Below are 19,227 nucleotides of genomic sequence, written 5' to 3'. Positions count from 1 at the left end.
CCCGCATAGATCATCTCAAGGCCTCCCCGCCGATGACGACGCCCGCCCTCCTCGCGCATCAGGCGCCGCTGGCCATCGACGCGGCGGCGACAGGTTGGATTCTGGTCTCGACGGCGCTGGTCCTCATGATGACCCTGCCCGGGCTGGCGCTGTTCTACGGCGGCATGGTCCGCAAGAAGAACATCATCTCGACCATCGCTCATTCGGCTGCGTCCTTCATGGTCGTGACGGTGCTTTGGTTCGTGGTCGGCTACAGCCTGTCCTTCGGCGTCTCGGGCGAACCGACCAACGGCTTCATCGGCGGCCTGCAGGCCCTGTTCCTCAACGGGGTCACCATCGAGACGGCGCACAGCCTCGCGCCCGGCCTGCCCGAATACCTCTGGATCGCGTTCCAGCTGACCTTCGCCATCATAACGCCCGCCATCATCGCCGGCGCCTTCGCAGAGCGGATGAAGTTCTCGGCCAGCGTCCTGTTCTTCGCCCTGTGGCACCTGATTGTCTACGCACCCGTATGTCATCAGGTCTGGGGCGGCGGCTGGCTGGGCGGCTGGGGCGTTCTGGACTTCGCGGGTGGGGCGGTGGTGCACGTCAACGCGGGCGTGGCGGGGCTGGTCTGCGCGCTGGTCCTGGGTCCGCGCCACGGCTTCGGTCGAGACAACATGGCGCCCGCCAACCTGGCCTATGCCGCCATCGGTACGGGCCTACTGTTTGTCGGCTGGCTGGGCTTCAATGCGGGCTCAGCCTGGGCGGCGGACGGCATCGCGGCGGTGGCGGCGCTGAACACCATCCTGGCCCCAGCGGCTGCCGCCTTCGGCTGGATGGTGGTGGAGTGGATCGACCAGAAGCGGCCGACGCTGCTGGGCCTCCTGTCCGGTCTGGTCGGCGGCCTGGTGGCGGTGACGCCGGCGGCGGGCTTCGTCGACCCGAAGGGCGCCTTCCTGATCGGCCTGGTCGGCGGCCCCGCCTGCTACGCCGGATCGGTCTGGCTGAAGCGCGCTTTGAAGTACGACGACAGCCTCGACGCCTTCGGCATCCACGGGGTGGGCGGCATCGTCGGCGCGGTTCTGACCGGCCTGCTCGCCAGCGCCTCGATCAACGCCCTGTCGGAGGGGGCCGACGTCGTGAAGCAGGTTCTCGGCCTGTTCGCCGTCATCGCCTGGAGCGCGGTCGGCACCTGGATCGTGCTGATGGTCTGCCGCTTCACCACCGGCCTGCGCGTCGACCGCGAGGGCGAGATCGAGGGGCTGGACTACTCCCAGCACGGCGAAACCATTCACTGACTTCGCTACCCTCTCCCAAAGGGAGAGGGCTTGAGGTTCGGAGAGCGAAGCGATCCGCCAACCGAAAGGGTGAGGGGTTTCCCTCCTACCGGTTGGCCCCGTAACCCCTCACCCTTTCGCGCAAGGCCGATCGCCCTGACGGGCTCTCGGGCGCTCAAGCCCTCTCCCCCTGGGAGAGGGATCAAACATCACTCCAGCGCCCGCACGTTGTCGTTCGAGTTCCGGTCGATCCACTTGTTGTAGGGATCGACCCCCGCGAACTCGGGCCTCTGCGCCGTCGTGAAGCGGAAGGTCTGCACCCCCGTCCGCAACGGTCGCCGCTCGAACAGCAGGACGTCGCGCGCATCGAACGCCCTGTCCCCCGGCTCGGCGGCGAAAAGGCCGATGTCGAAGGTCTCGTTCAGCGGGGCCTCGGTCTCCTCGCCCTGGCCGTTGGCGTAGAGCTTGCGGGCCTCGACCGTGACCGTAACGTCCCAGCGGCCGTCCGACCGCCGCGTCGCCGTGGTCTCATTGACCTTCACGTCATAGAGCGTGATCCGCTCGAACAGGTCGGTGATCAGGGCCTGCTTGTCCGCTGGGGCCTGGGCCCGCAGCGCCGCCACCAGGTCCAGCGAGCGCGGATAGGGCGCGCCCTGGAAGGCGAACCTCTGCAACAGGGTCCGCAGCGCGGCGTTGACCCGATCCTCGCCGATCTGGTCGGCCAGCAGATACATCACCGACCCACCCTTCTGGTAGTGGATGTAGCCCTGGTTCTCGACGCGATAGAGCGGCAACTCCTCCAGACGCTCGGTGCCCCGGGCGCGCAGATAGCGGTCCAGCTCATACTTCAGGAACCGGCGGATCTGATCGGCCCCATAGCTCTCCTTCATCACCATCAGGGCCGAGTACTGCGCCAGCGTCTCGGTCAGGGTCGTGGACCCTTGCGAGTCCGCGCTGACCACCTGATGCGCCCACCACTGGTGCCCCAACTCGTGGGCCGTGATGTAGGTGACGTAGTCGATCTTCTCCGGATCGCGGAAGTCAGCGATGAAACCGAGCCCCTCGGAGTAAGGGATCGTATTGGCGAAGGCCTGGGCGAAGCTGGCGTAGGCCGGGAACTCGATGATCCGCACCTGCCGGAACTGATACGGGCTGAAGTTGGCCTGGAAGTAGTCCAGCCCGGTCTTCAGCGACTGGAACATCCGGTCGATGTTCCGCTCGTGGCCGGGGTGGTGATAGACGGCCAGCTCGATGCCGTCGTGCACCTGGCGCTCGACCTCGTAGCGGGCCGACTGCACCGACAGGAAGTTCAGGATCGGCGCCTCGGTCACGAACCGCGCCGTGCGCCGCCCGTCCCGCGTCACATCCGAGACCTTGTAGCCCGGCGCGATCGGCGTCTGGTCCGCCGTCGTCGTGATGGTGATGTCGGACGTCACCCAGTCCGCGCCGATATAGTTGCGACGTTGCGCCGAGGTGTCCTCCAGACGCGCCTGCCGCAGTTCGGCGGGCAAGCCGTACTTGCGACGGGTCGTGCGATCCCGCAGCAGCCCTTGCCGGCTCATGCCGATGATGGGCGCGAACTCGTTGTTGGAGACGAAGGTGCCGTTGTCGACCAGTCGCGTGGTGTTGCCGCGATGCTTGAAGCCGCGCTGCTCGAACACGGTCTCGAACCGCACCGTCCGGCGCTCGCCCGGCGCCATCGGCGTGGCGAAGCGATAGATGCGATAGTCGAACTCCTCCCACTCGCGCGCCACCGTCGCGCCCTCGACCTCCATGCGGGTGACCTGCAGATCGGGCAGCCAGCGCAGGTGCATCTCCGACAGAGGCGCCCCCGTCCGGTTCTCGACCACATAGGTCCCCTCGGTCACCAGACGCGGCGCGTGGGGATCAAGGTCCATGACATAGGTCACGCTGACCGTGGACGGCTGCGGCGTATCCTCGAACTGCAGCAGCGCCTTCTCGTAGTCGGCCTGACGCTTCTCCTCCTGATCCGAGGTCACATATTCATTGAGGACATTGGTGTTGTAGAAGATGAAGCCGCCCAACCCGACGAAGGCGACGGCGGCGACGGCCATGATGACGCCCGCCGGCCCCGCCAGACGGCGCGGCATGCGACGCACGCGCGGCAGCAGCCGGGTCTCGGTCCCCCGCCGCCACAGGGCGTAGGCGACGACCAGCAGGATCACGGCGAAGGCGGTCCAGTAGGCGTCGGTCCAGTTGGAGAAGCCGCGGAAATCGCCCTGCCCGTTCATATCCGACAAGGGCACGCCGATGCCGCCGCCGTACCGGTACAGCACGTGCTCGAAGCCCAGGTTCGACAGCACGATGGTCGAGACCAGATAGACCACCATGATGGCCCAGCCGACGAATTTGTTGGGTGACAAGGCCTGGATGAACATCGCCAGCACCGCGATGAAGGCGAAGTTCAGGGTGCCCGGCAGCAGCAGCCACAAGAGGTACTTGTCGAGCTCGTAGTCGACCCCGCCCTTGTAGGTCTGGACGGCGACGCCGGTCAGGATGCCGACGATCAGGATCGAGCCCAGCACCAGCACAAGCGCCAGAGTCTTGGGAACCAGGAAGGTCCAGTCCGGCGTCGGCGTGGCGTCGATGATCTCGTGCGTCTTGCGCTCGCGGTCGCGCCAGACCAGTTCGCCCGCGTAGTAGATGGCCACGATGATGGCCACGAGACCGAAGGCGCCCTGCAGCAGCTCAACCACCAGACGGGTGACCAGAAACACCGGCGCGCCATAGACCTCGCCCGCGAACAGCAGACTGCCCACACCCTGGAAGGCGCCGAGCACCAGGAGCACCAGGAAGGCCGGGCTCTTGAAGATCAGCCCCATCTCGAAGCCGGTTCGCCGGCTCAGCTGGGCCCAGCCCGAGCCGAAGCCGTAGCTGGGAGCCGGCAGCGATCCGGCGGGCGCCGAGGCGGCCGGCGTGGTCTCGGCCAGCTTGCGCAGCTTGTCCTGCTTGGACGCCTTGGCTCCGCGCGTCGCCGGTCGATAGAGGAAGTAGGCGGCTGCTAGGAAGACCACCCCCACGCCCGTCCAGATCAGGCGATTGTAGAGGAAGACCCCCTCCAGCGCGGGTTTCAGGGTATTGCGCTCCACCGGCGTCCAATAGCGCGTGACAAGACCATAGGCCGAGGCGCCGAACGGTTCCAGCCATGCCAGGATGTCCTCGAACTCGGGCCGCGCCAGCGCCGAGGTCAGACTGATGTAGAGGATGAAGACCGCGACGACGCCGACATAGGTCGCCATCATCGAGCGGGTGACGGTCGCAAGGGCGAAGAACAGGGCCGAAGTCAGGAAAACCCCCGGCAGGCCCATCACGAAATAGGACCAGGCATAGTCACCCGGCCGGAAGGCCCCGATCGTCTCCTGATCGACCCACGGCATGAAGGTGCCGACGATGGTTCCGATCGTCACGCTGAGGAAGCACAGGGCGACGGCGGCGAAGGCGCCGACGAAACGGCCGTACAGATAATCGAACTTGGTCGCCTGGCTGGCCTGGATCATGGGTCCAAAGCCGGTGGTGGCGTCACGAGCCACGACGTTGGCGACGATGGCGGTGGTCGCCAGCATGAACAGGATGGCGAAGACGGTGTTGGCCTGCGCCAATGCATAGGGCGCGTTGACGTTCACATTGCCCCCACCCCCGATCGAGATGTTGTCGGACGCGGCGACGAGCCCGAAGCTCATCAAGGCGAACAGGATTCCGATGACCCAGAAGGCCGGCTGGCGCAGCTGGTAGCGGAATTCGAATGCGGCGATCTTCCCGAACATGGCTCAGGCCGCCGCTTTCCGGGACGCCGACAGGGTCGAGAAATAGACGTCCTCCAGCCCGCCGGGCACGGGCTCGAAGCCTTCGCCGGGGCGGCGGTCCGACAGGACGTGGATCACGGTCCGGCCCGCGAACAGGCGCGTGGAGATGACCTCATGCTTGGCGCGGTGTTCCTCCAGCGCCTCCTTGTCGATGGTCTTCTTCCACACCCGGCCGTTCAGCCGTTCCATCAGCTCGGCGGGCGCGCCCTCCAGCTGGATCTTGCCGCCGGCCAGCACCGCCATCCTGGGGCACAGGTCGGCGACGTCTTCCACGATATGGGTCGACAGGATGATGACGACGTTGTCGGCGATCTCGGCCAGCAGGTTCAGGAACCGGTTGCGTTCCTCCGGGTCCAGGCCGGCCGTCGGTTCGTCGACGATGATCAGCTTGGGGTTGCCGATCAGGGCCTGGGCGATGCCGAACCTCTGACGCATGCCGCCCGAGAAGCCGGCCAGCGCCTTCTTCCGCACCGACCAGAGATTGGTCTGGTTCAGCAGGGTCTCGACGGTTTCCTTCCGCTCCTTGCCGCCCGCGATGCCCTTCAGCACCGCCATGTGATCCAGCATGTCGTAGGCCGAGACGCGCGGATAGACGCCGAAGTCCTGGGGCAGATAGCCCAGCGTGCGCCGCAGCTTGTCCGGCTCGGCGATCACGTCGATACCGTCGAAGTCGATGGAGCCCGAGGTCGGCGTCTGCAGCGTCGCGATCGACCGCATCAGCGTCGACTTGCCCGCCCCGTTCGGCCCCAGAAGGCCGAACATCCCGGTCGGAACGCTCAGCGTCACATCATCGAGCGCGCGCGTTCCATTGCCATAGACGTGGACGAGATTCTTCACCGACAGCATTTCAGAGTCCCCTGCTAGGTCAAGGAGACTTGTCACGCCGAGCCACGGCCCGCAAGTTACGAATGCGTCAGGAAATGGGCGCGCGGGTCAGGCGGTAGCGTCCACCGACCTCCTCGAAGGCGTCCTCACCCGTGCGGCGGAAGGCCATCAGGACGGTCCCCTCGACGCTCAGCACCTCGAAGCCGTTGGCGGTGGCCCGCCACGACCTGGCCGCCGCTAGGGCCGGAACCGCACACCGCTCCACCAGGACCGGCCGGACGCCTTCGATGATCAGGTTCGACAGCGAAAGCTGGCACCGCGCGCCGCCGCCGCTTTCCGACAAGGCCCAGAAGCCGGCTACCTGATCCACCGCCAGCGTGCGCATTTGCGGCTCCGACGCGGCAGATTGCGGCGTGCAGGCGGTCACCAGCAGGGCTCCGGCGAGCGCGGCGGCGGTGCGGATCGGGGCATGGGGCATGACATCCTCTGACAGGACATTCCGCTCGGATCAGGGCGAGGACAAGGCCTCAGCCGCCCTTCATCCTCAGCCGATACGCATGCAGCAGCGGCTCGGTATAGCCGTTCGGCTGCTGCACGCCCTCGAAGACCAGCGCCCGCGCCGCCTGATAGGCCAGCGACCCCTCCGGATCGGTCGCCATCGGCCGATACAGCGGATCGCCCGCGTTCTGCGCGTCCACCTTGGCCGCCATGCGCAAGAAGGCCGCCTCGACCTGCGCGGCTGTGCAGACCCCATGCAGCAGCCAGTTGGCGATGTGCTGGGAGGAGATGCGCAGCGTCGCCCGATCCTCCATCAGGCCCACGTCGTGGATGTCCGGCACCTTGGAACACCCTACCCCTTGATCGATCCAGCGCACGACGTAACCCAGGATGCCCTGGGCGTTGTTGTCGAGCTCGTCGGCCACCTCTTGCTCGGACCAGTTGGCCCCCTGCGCCAGCGGCGGCGTCAGCAGGTCGTCAAGGCCAGGCGTCGGCCGCTGGGCCACCTCCTTCTGGACCGCGAACACATCGACCGCGTGATAGTGGAGGGCATGCAGCGTCGCCGCCGTCGGGCTGGGTGTCCAGGCGGTGTTGGCGCCTGTCCGGGGATGGCCGATCTTCTGCTCCAGCATGTCGGCCATGCGATCCGGCGCCGCCCACATACCCTTGCCGATCTGAGCCCGGCCCGACAGGCCGCAGGCAAGACCGATCGAGACGTTGCGCGCCTCATACGCCGTGATCCATTTGGAGCTCTTGATGTCGGCCTTGCGCACCATGGGCCCGGCTCGCATGGCCGTATGGATCTCGTCGCCGGTGCGGTCGAGGAAGCCCGTGTTGATGAAGACGATCCGGTCCTTCACTGCGTGGATGCAGGCCGCCAGGTTCGCCGAGGTTCGCCGCTCCTCGTCCATCACCCCGACCTTGATGCTGTGCCGCTCAAGTCCCAGCAGGTCCTCGACAGCGTCGAACAGGGCGTTGGTGAAGGCGGTCTCGTCGGGGCCGTGCATCTTTGGCTTGACGATGTAGATCGACCCGGCAGTCGAGTTCCGGAACCGGCCCAGCGCCTTTAGATCATACAGACCGATCAGCGACGTCACGATCGCATCGAGAATGCCCTCGAACGCTTCGGACCCATCCGGCAGCCGGATCGCCGGATTGGTCATCAGGTGGCCGACATTCCTCACGAACAGCAGCGACCGCCCCTTCAGCGACCGGGTCGAGCCGTCATCGGCGGTATAGGACTTGTCGGCCTCCAGCGTGCGTTCCAGCGTCTTGCCGCCCTTCTGGAAGCTGGCGCTGAGGTCGCCCCGCATCAGGCCCAGCCAGTTGCGATAGGCGGCGGTCTTGTCCGCCGCATCCACCGCAGCGACCGAGTCCTCCAGGTCGCAGATGGTCGACAGGGCGCTCTCCAGGATTACATCGGCGATCCCTGCGGGATCGCTCGCGCCGACCGGATGGTCCCGGTCGAACACGACCTCGATGTGCAGTCCGTTGTGGCGATACAGCACGCCCTTGTCGGTCCGCCCGACGAACTGCTCCTGATGCTTCAGAGCGATGGCGTGGGCGAAGCTCTCGTCCACATCGGCCCACGACATGGTTTCCAGCGGCACGGCCTCGTCCAGGAACGCCTTCGCCCGCGCCACCACCCGCGCCCCGCGCTCCGCGTCGTATCCGCCCGGAGGCGGCAGGTCGCCCAGCGCATCGGTGCCATAGAGCGCGTCGTACAGACTGCCCCACCGCGCGTTCGCCGCGTTCAGCAGGAACCGCGCATTCAGGATCGGCACGACCAGCTGCGGCCCCGCCAGCCTGGCCAGCTCGTCGTCCACCCGCTCGGTCCCGACCTGGAACGGCGCCGGCTCGGGCGCGAGGTAGCCGATCTCGCGCAGGAAGCGCTCCGTCGCCGCCGCATCGTGCGGTTGGCCCTTCCGCGCCGCGTGCCAGGCGTCGATCCGCGCCTGAAGCTCGTCCCGCCGCGCCAGCAGCGCGCGATTTACCGGTGTGAAGCGCCCGAAGATGTCGGCCACGCCCGCCCAGAAACCATCCACCTCGATACCCAGACCGGGAAGCACCTCCGCCTCGATGAAGGTCGCCAGCTCCTCGGCGACCGACAGGCCGGCGCGGTCGATGTGGGTCATGCGGATCTCCGTCGAGCCGGACCGGGGAGGCAGCTCGTAACAATGCGTGATCGCACTAGAGCGGGCCGGGCGCGCGGGCGCAAGCATCGCCACGATTGACACCGGTGACAGCTCGGATCGCGCCGCCTAGGCTGACTTGCGCCCGAGGTGCAGGGAGAGTGGGATGAAGCTTCGGCGCCGCACAGTCATGACGGGTCTGTTGCTCCCGACCTTGAGCGGCTTCACCCGCCAGCAGAGGATCGACCACCCGGTCGCTCCGACGACGAACGGTCCTGTGCGCGGCTATCGCGACGGCGGCGTGACCGTCTTCAAGGGCATTCGCTACGGCGCCGATACCGGCCAGCGCCGCTTTCAGCCGTCTGCGCCGCCCAGACCCTGGGCTGACCCCGCCGACGCCTTCGCCTACGGCCCGGCCAGCCCTCAGACCGGCCCTGAGCTGAACCAGAGCGAGGACTGCCTCTTCCTCAACGTCTGGACGCCGGGACTCGACGCTGAACGGCGCCCGGTCATGGTCTACATCCACGGCGGCGGCTACTCGACCGGCTCCGGCTCCAGCCCCCTCTACGACGGGACGCGGCTGGCGGCTCGCAACGACGTCGTGGTCGTCACCCTGAACCACCGGCTGAACCTCTTCGGCTACGCCTATCTGGCCCGCTTCGCCGGCCCCGCCTTCGCCGACAGCGGCAATGCGGGCCAGCTCGACCTGATCCTGGCGCTGCGATGGGTGCGCAACAACATCGCGGGCTTCGGCGGCGACCCGTCCCGCGTCATGGTCTTCGGCCAATCCGGCGGTGGAGCCAAGATCGCCACGCTGATGGCCACGCCGTCCGCCGCCGGCCTGTTCCATCGCGTCGCGACCATGAGCGGCCAGCAGGTCACGGCGTCCGGCCCGATGAACGCCACTCGCCGCGCCACGGCCTGGCTCGACGCGCTGGACCTGCCGCCCGACCGTGCCGCAGACGTCGCGAACCTCCCCGTCGACCGCCTGCTCCGTGCCGCGGAGATCACTGATCCCGTCCTCGGCTACGGCTCACTCTACTTCGGCCCGGTGCTGGACGACCGCACTCTGACGCGGCACCCCTTCTACCCGGACGCGCCCACCCAGTCGGCCGCCATTCCCATGATCATCGGCAACACCCGCGACGAGACCCGCGCCTTCCTCGGCGGCGATCCGGCCAACCACGCCCTGACGTGGGACGACCTGCCCGGCCGCATGACGCTGGCCAACATGCGCATCGACGTCGCGCCCGAGGGCGTCATCGCCGCCTATCGCGCCATGCATCCGGACTGGTCGCCCAGCGACGTCTTCTTCGCCGCGACCACCGCCGCCAGGTCCTGGCGCGGGGCGATCATCGAGGCCGAGGCTCGAGCGGCAGCCGGAACCCCCGCGTTCGTCTACCAACTGAACTGGACCAGCCCCATCGACGGCGGCCGTCGCGGGGCCATGCACACCGACGACATCCCGCTGGCCCTCGACACCGTCGCCGCTCCCGGCAGCCGCGCCCAGGGGCCTCAGGCGCAACCGATGGCCGACATCCTGTCCGGAGCCTTCGCCGCCTTCGCCCGGACCGGCGACCCCAACCACCCCGGCCTGCCCGCCTGGACGCCCTACGACCTGACGCGCCGCCAGACCATGATCATGGACGTCCCGCCCCGCATGGAGGACGATCCCAGAGGCGGCGAACGCCGCCTGTTCGCGCGGGTTCCCTACATTCAGCCGGGGACGTGAACCGCGCTCCGCCTTGACTTCACCGTAATCGAAGCCCATGTGCCCTTCCGTCGCACCTTTGCGGCCCCGGCGTCTCCAGCGCGTGTGGGTCTTCACCCAAGACGAAGACCGCTCTGTAGAAGACGCAGGCTCCTCGAGCTTCATTCGCTGCCCGGACACGCGGGGCGGCGCCCGTCAAAGCCCTCGCCCCATCGGCGCGGGACAGACGGCGCGCGGTCCTTTGGCGTTTCCCGCCCGGCCGATGCGCGTCGTCGCACGCGAAAGAAAACCGCTCCCATGAGCGCCAAGACCTTCGACTCCTTCGGCCTGAACAAGGCCCTGCTGACCGCCCTCGCGACCGAGGGCTACGTCACCCCCACCCCGATCCAGGCCCAGGCCATTCCCTCGGTCATGACCGGCAAGGATCTGCTGGGCATCGCCCAGACCGGCACCGGCAAGACCGCGGCCTTCGCCCTGCCGATCCTGCATCGGCTCGCCGAAAACCGCACCGCGCCCCTGCCCCGCACGACCCGCGCCCTGATCCTGTCGCCGACGCGCGAACTGGCCACCCAGATCGCCGATAGCTTTAAGGCCTATGGCCGTCACCTGGGCTTCCGCGTCGCGGTCGTCTTCGGCGGCGTCAGCTACGGGCCCCAGGAACGCGCCCTGCAACAGGGGCTGGACGTCCTGGTCGCCACGCCCGGCCGTCTTCTGGATCACATGCAGCAGAAGACGCTGGACCTCTCGACCACCGAGATCTTCGTGCTCGACGAGGCCGACCAGATGCTGGACCTCGGCTTCGTCAAGCCGATCCGCCAGGTCGTCGCCCGCCTGCCCCACCGTCGCCAGAACCTGTTCTTCTCGGCCACCATGCCGTCCGAAATTGGCAAGCTGGCTGGAGACCTGCTGAAAGACCCGGTCAAGGTCCAGGTCACGCCGCAGTCGACCACGGTCGAGCGCATCAACCAGTCGGTCATCTGGGTCGAACAGGGGCGCAAACGCGCCCTCCTGACCGAGATGTTCTCCGATCCCAACTATTCGCGCTGCCTGGTCTTCACCAAGACCAAGCATGGCGCCGACAAGGTCGCGGCCTATCTGGAGGCCGGCGGCGTCCAGGCCGGCGCCATCCACGGCAACAAGTCCCAGCCCCAGCGTGAGCGCACGCTCGCCGCCTTCAAGGCCGGCAAGCTGCGGGTGCTAGTCGCCACCGACATCGCCGCGCGCGGCATCGACGTCGACAACGTCTCCCACGTCGTCAACTTCGAGCTGCCCTTCGTGCCCGAGGCCTACGTCCACCGCATCGGCCGCACCGCGCGGGCGGGCAAGGACGGCTCGGCCGTCAGCTTCGTCGCCGGCGACGAGATGAAGCTGCTGCGCGACATCGAAAAGGTCACCCGCCAGAAGATCCCGGCCGTGGATCGCAGAAACGACGCTTCGCTCGGCCGTCTCGACGCCTCCATCATGGCGGCCGGCGTCGGCAAGAAGGCCTCCATGCCCGACGACGTGCGTGGCGATAACCAGCAGCAGTCACGCGGCCCCCGCAACCCGCGCCGCGAGGGCGTCAAAGCCCCCCATGGCGGCCAGCCGCATCGCCAGCGCAAGGGCCATCGCGGCCAGGGCGGCGGCGATCGCGCCATCGCGCCGACGACGCCCTTCGACCCCCTGGCCGCCGACCGCGCCCGCAGCCGCGCGCCTCAGGCGGACGCCCGCGCCGCCGCTCAGCCGGTGAAGGAAGGTGAAATCCGTCGCCGTCCCCGCCGTCGCCGCCCGTCCAACGGCGGCAAGGGCTTCGCCGCCAACGGCTGATCGATCAGCCGCACACCGGATCGAGCGGCGTCGCCGGGGGCGGCGCCAGCTCAACCCAGTCGCCGTAGCGCGCGACGGTCGTCCATCCGTTCAGCGCGGCCTGCGCCTCTTCCGGCGCGACGACGCGCGCGTGACAGGCGGACAGCTGCGCGCTCGTTTCCGCTGACACCTGCCGGGCCTCGACCTCTTCGGTCAGGCGCAGGATCAACGCGTTCTGCTGCGCCTGTCGCTCCATCAGCGCATGGCGCGGCAGGTAGTAGGGATCGCCTGCGATGCCGGACTTGCGCGCCGACGCGTTCCACCGCGCCGCCGCCCAGCCCTGGCTCCCGAGATCGAGAAAGATCAGACGTCGATCCTGGCTCTCCGCCCGGATCGCCTGCAACATATCGGCCGCCCTTGGGGAGATCGCCGCGTCCCGAAACCCGAGGCCCGCATCATGGGCCTGGACCGTTCGCCCCCCCGCCAGATTCAACAGAAACACGGCGGCCATCAGAGGCGCGGCCAGGGCGATCATGCCGGTCAGGCTCAGGCCCTCGGCCATCCGCCCGACGACCGGCCAACGCCCCTCCAGCCAGCGCCTGGCCAGCCAGACCACCCCCGCCACGAGCGCCAGCAGCGTCGCCAGAACCACCCAGGTCAGGTCCGGCGTCACCTTCAGCACCGTCAGCGACAGCAGCAGGGGAATCTTCTCCGGCGTCTTCAGGGCCGGCGCCCGTACGACCTCGCCCAGCGCCAGCAGATAGGCCGCCAGGCCCACGGTCTCCAGCGCGCGCGCCGGGCTCAGGAGCACGAGCGCCGGAACCGGCGGCAGACTGTCCGACAGGGCGAAATAGAGGCCGCCCCCGACAAAGATCGCCGCCGAAACGACGACGATCACCCGCAGTCCCACTCCGACGGTCGGCCCGTAAGACACCCCCCGGAACCACAGGAAACCGAGCCCCGCGACGAACAGGGCCTTGGACATCCAAGAGATGGCGAAGGGATCGTCCTCTCGGGTATAGGCCGCCTTCAGCACCTCCAGCACCGCTCTCGCCTCTTCGGTCGGCAGCCGTGCCGACTGGGTCAGGGCCGCCCACACCGGCACGACCATGGCCAAGGCCAGCAGCGCCCAGGGCCAGACCGACCGTTCGCGTCGCCAGAGCATCGCCGCCCCGCCGATCAGCACCAGCGGCCACCCGACCTTGAACGCGAACAGGTTGATCGGGATCAGCACCGCCGCCATCAGCACCGGTCGCCACGCGAGCAACGCATACAGGAACCAGACCCGCCCGGCCGCCGCCAGCATGGTCAGGCTAAAGTTGTGCTCGAAGATCCACCCGCCCTTGTTGAACTCCACCAGCTTGAAATCGGCGAAGATGGCCAGAAACAGCAGCATCAGCGCCATCACCGGCCGCGCGACCCCCAGCGGCCCGGTCAGAATGCGCCAGACGCCCCACCCCGCGACGCCCGCAGCCGCCAGATACGCCGCGATCACCGGCGCTGGCGCTGTCATGTCCAACTGCAGGGCTTCCAGCAGAGGAAACACCACGGACGACCGCGCCACGATCGCCGCGTTCAAATACATGTCCTGGGCATAGAGCGCGGGTGCCGCCGCCCTCTGCAGGAACGGCAGGACGACCGGGTTCACGTTCTGGAACCGCGCGATCAGCATCATGGCGATCGCCATGACGAACAGACCCACAGTCGCCAATGGCACGACCCTGCGCGCGAAATCCCGCTGATGCCCTGTCACGGTCTGCCCCCAAGCCGTTCGCGGCGAGACATAGCCGATCGGGTCGCCGCCGTCTTGCACGACAACGTTCGGCCAAACGAAAGGCCCCGCCGGCGAACCGGCGGGGCCTCCTCCCCTCAGGTCAGGGTGGGGATCAGAACCGGACGTTGACGCCCAGGAAGAAGCGACGGCCATAGAGTCGACCGGATTTCCTCGTGCTTTCGGTCCGCCTGACCGGTACCCGGTGACTCATCCGGATGAGGGCTTACCAAGGCCTGTAGTTGAGGCCGATGAAGAAGCGTCGGCCGTAAGGATCGAAGTTGTTGTAGATCACACCGGCCGCCAGCCAGCGTGCTGGCTCGCTGTCGAAGGCGTTGACGACACCGAACCGAACCGACAGATCGTCCCGCAGATCGGCCCGGACGGTGAAGTCGTGGCGGGCGAAGTTTCGGGTGTTGAGATACTGCGCGGCGCGGTTGTCGCCGTTGCCGACGAGGGCGCGGGGCTGGACGATGTCCTGCGCCGTCTGCCAGTCCATGGTCCAGTTCACGCTCCATGTATCCGTCGGCGCATAGGTCACCGACTGGGTCAAACGAACGCGAGGATAGGTCAGCTCGCTGTCCTGTTGCGTGATGTTGCCCGGGTTGGCGATGTCGTTGAACTGGGACTGCTGGATCAGCCAGGTGCCCGCCAGCCTGTAGTCCACGCGACCCAGGTTCCAACCGGTCAGGTTCTCGATGTCGTTCGAGTAGTTTGCCGTGAAGTCCAGACCCCGCGTCTCGCGGCGGGCGTAGTTGATCGATCCCTGGATAAAGTCGGCGATCTGGAAACGATCGTCGTAGGCCGTCGTGGGCAGATTGGAGGTCCCCCGGAAAATAGTCGCGCAGGCGGGGCCGTTCAGACCGACTCCGGTGACGCACTGGTTGACCGCCGTCTGCGCGGTGATGGCCGCGATGACGTTGTTAATTTCGATTTCGAAGTAGTCCAGAACCAGCGAGAAGTTCGGGATGAAGTCCGGCGTCCAGACCGTCGAGAAGGTGAAGCTCTCCGAGTCCTCCGGCAGCAAGGCGGGATTGCCGCCATTGCGGCCGGCGATGCCGGACGGATAGGTCGGACGATAGGCGTTTGCAGCGGTCGGATCTGAGAAGGAATAGACACCCGCCAGACCCAGTTGCCCCAGCAGGGTGGTGCAGTTGGCGATGCGCTGATTGGCAACGGTCCGGTCAGCCAGGTTGTTGATGAGCTGCGCGTCGCAGGGGTCTTGCGGGTTGTTGAAGAAGGTCTGCGACTGGGGCGCGAACGACTCCCCGAGCGCGGGCGCACGGATGGAAGTGTTCACGCTCGAACGCAAAGCCAGCTGGCTGTTCAGGCGATAGACCAGGTTGACCCCGTAGACGTCCTGTCCACCTGTGGTCGAGAAGTCCGAGTAGCGGTACGAACCGCTCAGTTCGGCGTAGTCGCCGAGCCACAGATCGCGGAACAGAGGAAGCGACAACTCGGCGAAGCCTTCATTGGCCTCATACGACGCTGGCAGGAAGGCCCCGCCCGTATTGCCCTGGAGCCAGCGGCCGGCGACGCCCGCGGAGCGGCCCGTGCCCTCGGTCGTTTCCTTGCGGTACTCGTAGCCCAGAACGACGCCGATCGGACCCGCGCCCCAGAAATCCCACAGCTGGCCGCCCACCGTGCCGAGGAAGTCCTGCTGGGTGTTCTCCTCGGTGTAGTTGATGTCGGCGCGGATATAGGCCAGGGCCTCCGCGCTCTGGTTGCCCTCGCCGAACACGTTCAGCGGCACGCACTGGGCGATATCTGGATCGGTTCGGCCGATCTGCAGGCCGGTGTTTCGGTCCGTGACAGTGCCGCCGCCAGCAGTCAGCAGCTGAGCGCGACAAACGATGCGGCCCGGCGTACCAAGCACGCCCGCCGTATCGACCACGGCATCGGCCGCGTAGGAGAAGCGTTCGCCGTCGTCGGTGCCTTCACGCTCGGTGATGTCGACCCGGCCGTAGGTGTAGCCCAGGTCCCAGTCGAGGTTCTTGACGAACAGCAACTGGTCCAGCGAGCCCCGGGCACCCAGAACGAAACGCTGGAGGTCGCGTGTGTTGGCCTGGTCGCGGTCCGTGGTCCAGGAACTGTAGCGTGCATAGGGGGCCGAACGGGTCGTGGCCGGGTTCAACACGCCCGGCGACGTGGCCGTGGGCGCAGTGTAGTTCGTGATGGTGTTACTCAGGATCGCCTGCTGCAGGTTGGTCGGCAGGAAGGCGTTGTCCAGGCGCAGGGTGAACAGGCGCGGCGTCGACGCGCGGCTGCTGAGGATCGGCGCCGTGTCGGTACCCGAATACAGGTTCGACAGGTAGATTGTGTTGAAGTTGGGACCGGTGGTCAGATAGGTGTCTTCAAAGATCGCCTTGGCTTCGCCGTATAGCTCGATGTTCGGCGTGATGTCGAAGTTGAAGCCAACTTGGAACCGCTGTGACTCCGACTGCGGAATGCTGGAGTCGACGTTGACGCGGGTGTTGAAGCCGACACCGTCACCGCCGATGTTGAGGCCACGGCTGTAGCCCGTGTTACCGATGCGTTGCCCGAAATTGGCCAGGCGTGCGGTTGGGCCGGAGAACACATAGGTCAACCCCGGCAAAAGCGGGAAGCAATTGTCGGTGGTCTGGGGCGTCGCCAGCGCGCTCGTGCAATTCGGGTTCGGCACTGGCACATCTGCGTCGGTAGTCATGCTGGACGGCTGGGCGTTGGCCAGGGTCACAGTTCCCCAGTTAGTCGTTCCCAGCGATCGGATGTCCCGCCACAGCAGGTTGTCGTAATCACCGTCAACGGGGGCCGTCGAAGGATCGACGTCGTTTCCGACCAGGCCCCAGCCATCGCGCATCCAGTCGATGTCCTCATAATAGACGGCCTCGCTTTCCTCATGCTCGGCGAAGCCATAGACGTTCAACGTGTCGTCCAGGAGGTTGGCGCCCCAGAGCGCCGACAGGCGCCGTGTGGTCTGGCCGTCCTGGTTGATCATGCCGTAGTTGGCATCGATCTCCAGGCCTTCGAAATCGTCGCGCAGGACGAAGTTCAACACACCCGAGACGGCGTCGGCGCCGTAGACCGACGAGGCGCCGCCAGTGACGATCTCGATATTTTCGATCAGCAGACGCGGGATGCTGTCGGCATCGACTGCCAGCGAACCGGCGGCTGAGCCGATATGACGGCGACCGTCGACCAGGGTCAGGGTGCGCCCCGTGCCCAGAGACCGCAGGTTCGGCAGCGCCAGACCGCCGATGCCTAGCGCGCCCGTCGTGTCGGAGGGCACCTGTGAGTTCGATAGGGCCGGGATGGTGGCCAGGTAATCGATAACGGTCGACTGACCCGAGGTCAGCAGGTCCTCGCGGCTGACCTGAATCAGCGGCGTCGGCGCATTGGCGGGATTGCGGCGGATGCGAGAGCCCGTCACCACGACTTCTTCCAGTTGGGAAGCGTCTTCCTCCTCCTGGGGCGCGGCGGTCTGGGCGTTGGCCGGGGCGGCCGCTGCCACAACGGCCCCGGCGAAGATCGTCGTCGCCAGAAGACGCGAACGGGTGATGTGTCTCATCGTTGAAATCTCGATCCTGAAGCGATGGCCGTCTGCGTCCCGGTGAACCGATGGCTCACTCGAACGCGACGCCCTCCAGGGTCGGCGGATCCGACCCTGTTCCCAGCGGGACCCTATGAACGGTTGCTTGGCCAGCCAAGCGACATTGAACGTCTGTATTCATAATCTGCAATATTCGTCACGGAATAGCCACATCATTACATATTACGCGTGTGTAAATGAGTCTGGCACGACGCCTTGGCGGATAATTACACTCTCGTAATACATTAATTTGCTGTTAGTTTCGCGACCTAGACTTGACGGCCATGGCGATTGGGTCGCTTTTGAAGCAGTGCACCCGCCGGGCGCACAGCGCGACGAAGCGACGCCGCGCCCTCTTGGGGTCGTCCTGGATGCCGCCTGTTCTCGTCGATGTCCTGGACGGACGCCTGCTCATGGAGTTGCAGCGCAACAGTCGGATCGGCGTCGCAGAGCTTTGCGACACCGTAGGCCTGACTCCGGCCACCTGCCATCGCCGCCTGAAACGTCTGCGCGAAAGCGGCCTGATCGTGGGCGAGGTCGCGCTGGTGGACCCCCGCCATACCGCCCGGCCCCTGACCGTGATCATCGAGCTCAAGCTGGACCAGCGCAGCGGCGGCGAACGCCTGGCGTTCGAACGCCGACTGGCGGAACAGCCCGAGCTTTCGATGGCCTGGGCGGTCAGCGGCGACACCGACTTCGTGGCCATCGGCCAATTCCGCGACATCGAACACTATCGCGACTTCATGCTGCGCCAGCTGATCGCCGACGACCTGGTCCAGCGTCACAAGTCGACGCTCGCGCTCGAACGCCTTCGCTTTGACCTGTCGCTGGAGTTCGCTATCGAACGGTAATGCCCCGGCCGTGGACGGGTCGTCTCAGGACGCGCCGGCCGTCCGCAGCGAGACGACGGTCGCGCGCGGCGCCGCCCCGATCGGCCGTGCCGAGACGATCAGTCCGTCGATCCGTTCGGCCAGTTCGAGACCCGCGTCGGTCAGGAACAGATGCCGCGAGATCGCCTCGCGCCCGTTGGACGCCATCAGCAGCCACCCCCGCCCCGGCGGCAGGACCCCCGCGTCGCCCGGCGAAAGCAGCGCCCGCGACGCGCGCGATGCCGTCGCCCCCGTCGTCGCCATCAGCTCGGCCAGCTCCTTGACCCGCACACCCGGATTCTCGGCCACATAGAGGAAGGCCAGCATCTCCGAGACCGTGATGTCTGGTGCCAGGCGACGCAGCAGGACCAGGCTGGCCAGCAGGGTGTTGCGGCGACGTCCTCCTGCCTCAGTCATCGACATAGGGGTCGACGATCAGACCCGGCAGGCCTGCGCGCGGCGCGGTCCGGGGTTTCCTCTGGCGGAAATCCAGCTCCGCGCCAGGATAGCTCCGACGCAGATTGTCATACTCCGCTGCGAGCGTCGCCTTGACCTGCTCTGCGGTCAGGAAGTCCTCGGCCTCGATATCGATGGTGATGGTCGCCCGCAGCCGGACTGGAGCGCAGCCCGAGGGGCGGCGAAGCGCGGTGGCGACCGATGCGGCTTCAAACGTCACAGACATGATCGAGGGCCTCCTTCCGACTCAATCATGCCCAAAGGCCGCCGTCGCTGAAACCAAAATGGGTGGCGAATTTTGAACAGGTTCGATCATCGGTCGCGGCCGGACGATCGAAAACTCTCAACGACCAGCGAATATTAAACCAGGTTTAGAATCCTGTCTTCATGATGTCGGAAGGTTGTCGGAAACAGACGAGCGATTTCTTCCGTTCAGCCCGCCCCCACCAACATGAACTTAACGTAATAATTCCCGACCGGCTACCGACTTGCATGTCACGATAAGGTAATATGACGATCAAACCGTTAC

12 protein-coding genes are annotated in these 19,227 nt (G+C 66.7%); 4 read left to right on the top strand and 8 right to left on the bottom strand.

The features are described 5' to 3' along the window. The first annotated feature begins 32 nt into the window (after nt 1-32). On the top strand, nt 33-1,280 hold the full coding sequence (locus Q333_RS0100175; RefSeq protein ID WP_029414722.1) for an ammonium transporter: 1,248 nt from the start codon (nt 33-35) through the stop codon (nt 1,278-1,280). A 188-nt stretch (nt 1,281-1,468) separates the two neighbouring features. Here Q333_RS0100175 and Q333_RS0100170 read toward each other — a convergent pair whose 3' ends face one another. The 4 genes from Q333_RS0100170 to Q333_RS0100155 form a co-directional block, all read right to left on the bottom strand. Next, nucleotides 1,469-5,044 (bottom strand): ABC transporter permease/M1 family aminopeptidase, encoded by a 3,576-nt coding sequence (locus Q333_RS0100170; RefSeq protein WP_029414721.1) that lies wholly within the window; start codon nt 5,042-5,044, stop codon nt 1,469-1,471. Nucleotides 5,045-5,047: 3 nt separating this feature from the next. Then, entirely contained in the window at nt 5,048-5,929 is an 882-nt protein-coding gene (locus Q333_RS0100165; protein WP_029414720.1) for an ABC transporter ATP-binding protein, read from the bottom strand. A 67-nt stretch (nt 5,930-5,996) separates the two neighbouring features. Then, nucleotides 5,997-6,386, bottom strand: a complete 390-nt coding sequence (locus tag Q333_RS0100160; RefSeq protein ID WP_029414719.1) for an AprI/Inh family metalloprotease inhibitor — start codon at nt 6,384-6,386, stop codon at nt 5,997-5,999. A gap of 49 nt (nt 6,387-6,435) precedes the next feature. After that, on the bottom strand, nt 6,436-8,541 hold the full coding sequence (locus Q333_RS0100155; RefSeq protein WP_029414718.1) for a malate synthase G: 2,106 nt from the start codon (nt 8,539-8,541) through the stop codon (nt 6,436-6,438). A 163-nt stretch (nt 8,542-8,704) separates the two neighbouring features. Here Q333_RS0100155 and Q333_RS0100150 point away from each other — a divergent pair, with 163 nt between their 5' ends. Together Q333_RS0100150 and Q333_RS0100145 are read left to right on the top strand one after the other, a co-directional pair. Then, complete coding sequence (locus Q333_RS0100150) at nt 8,705-10,270, top strand: carboxylesterase/lipase family protein (RefSeq protein ID WP_029414717.1); 1,566 nt, start codon at nt 8,705-8,707, stop codon at nt 10,268-10,270. A gap of 276 nt (nt 10,271-10,546) precedes the next feature. Then, the gene (locus tag Q333_RS0100145; RefSeq protein WP_029414716.1) at nt 10,547-12,055 is read left to right on the top strand and encodes a DEAD/DEAH box helicase; all 1,509 of its coding nucleotides are present in this window, start codon (nt 10,547-10,549) and stop codon (nt 12,053-12,055) included. Nucleotides 12,056-12,059: 4 nt separating this feature from the next. On the opposite strand, the gene Q333_RS0100140 is transcribed toward Q333_RS0100145, so the two are convergent. Both Q333_RS0100140 and Q333_RS0100135 read right to left on the bottom strand, forming a co-directional pair. Further along, nucleotides 12,060-13,847 carry a hypothetical protein gene (locus tag Q333_RS0100140; protein ID WP_029414715.1) on the bottom strand — a complete coding sequence of 596 codons (1,788 nt, stop codon included), beginning with the start codon at nt 13,845-13,847 and terminating at the stop codon, nt 12,060-12,062. A gap of 184 nt (nt 13,848-14,031) precedes the next feature. Beyond that, on the bottom strand, nt 14,032-17,352 hold the full coding sequence (locus Q333_RS0100135) for a TonB-dependent receptor (protein WP_051651004.1): 3,321 nt from the start codon (nt 17,350-17,352) through the stop codon (nt 14,032-14,034). A 392-nt stretch (nt 17,353-17,744) separates the two neighbouring features. Here Q333_RS0100135 and Q333_RS0100130 point away from each other — a divergent pair, with 392 nt between their 5' ends. Continuing rightward, on the top strand, nt 17,745-18,224 hold the full coding sequence (locus Q333_RS0100130) for an Lrp/AsnC family transcriptional regulator (RefSeq protein ID WP_029414713.1): 480 nt from the start codon (nt 17,745-17,747) through the stop codon (nt 18,222-18,224). 24 nt (nt 18,225-18,248) lie between these two features. Here Q333_RS0100130 and Q333_RS0100125 read toward each other — a convergent pair whose 3' ends face one another. After that, the gene (locus tag Q333_RS0100125; protein ID WP_029414712.1) at nt 18,249-18,665 is read right to left on the bottom strand and encodes a helix-turn-helix domain-containing protein; all 417 of its coding nucleotides are present in this window, start codon (nt 18,663-18,665) and stop codon (nt 18,249-18,251) included. After that, complete coding sequence (locus Q333_RS0100120) at nt 18,652-18,924, bottom strand: hypothetical protein (RefSeq protein ID WP_029414711.1); 273 nt, start codon at nt 18,922-18,924, stop codon at nt 18,652-18,654. Before Q333_RS0100120 ends, Q333_RS0100125 begins: the two co-directional genes overlap by 14 nt. Nucleotides 18,925-19,227 lie beyond the last annotated feature (303 nt).

Source organism: Brevundimonas bacteroides DSM 4726 (genome assembly GCF_000701445.1).
GTDB classification, from domain to species: Bacteria; Pseudomonadota; Alphaproteobacteria; order Caulobacterales; family Caulobacteraceae; genus Brevundimonas; species Brevundimonas bacteroides.
The sequence above is the reverse complement of the archived record's forward strand: the minus strand, read 5'-3'. Positions and strand labels throughout refer to the sequence as shown.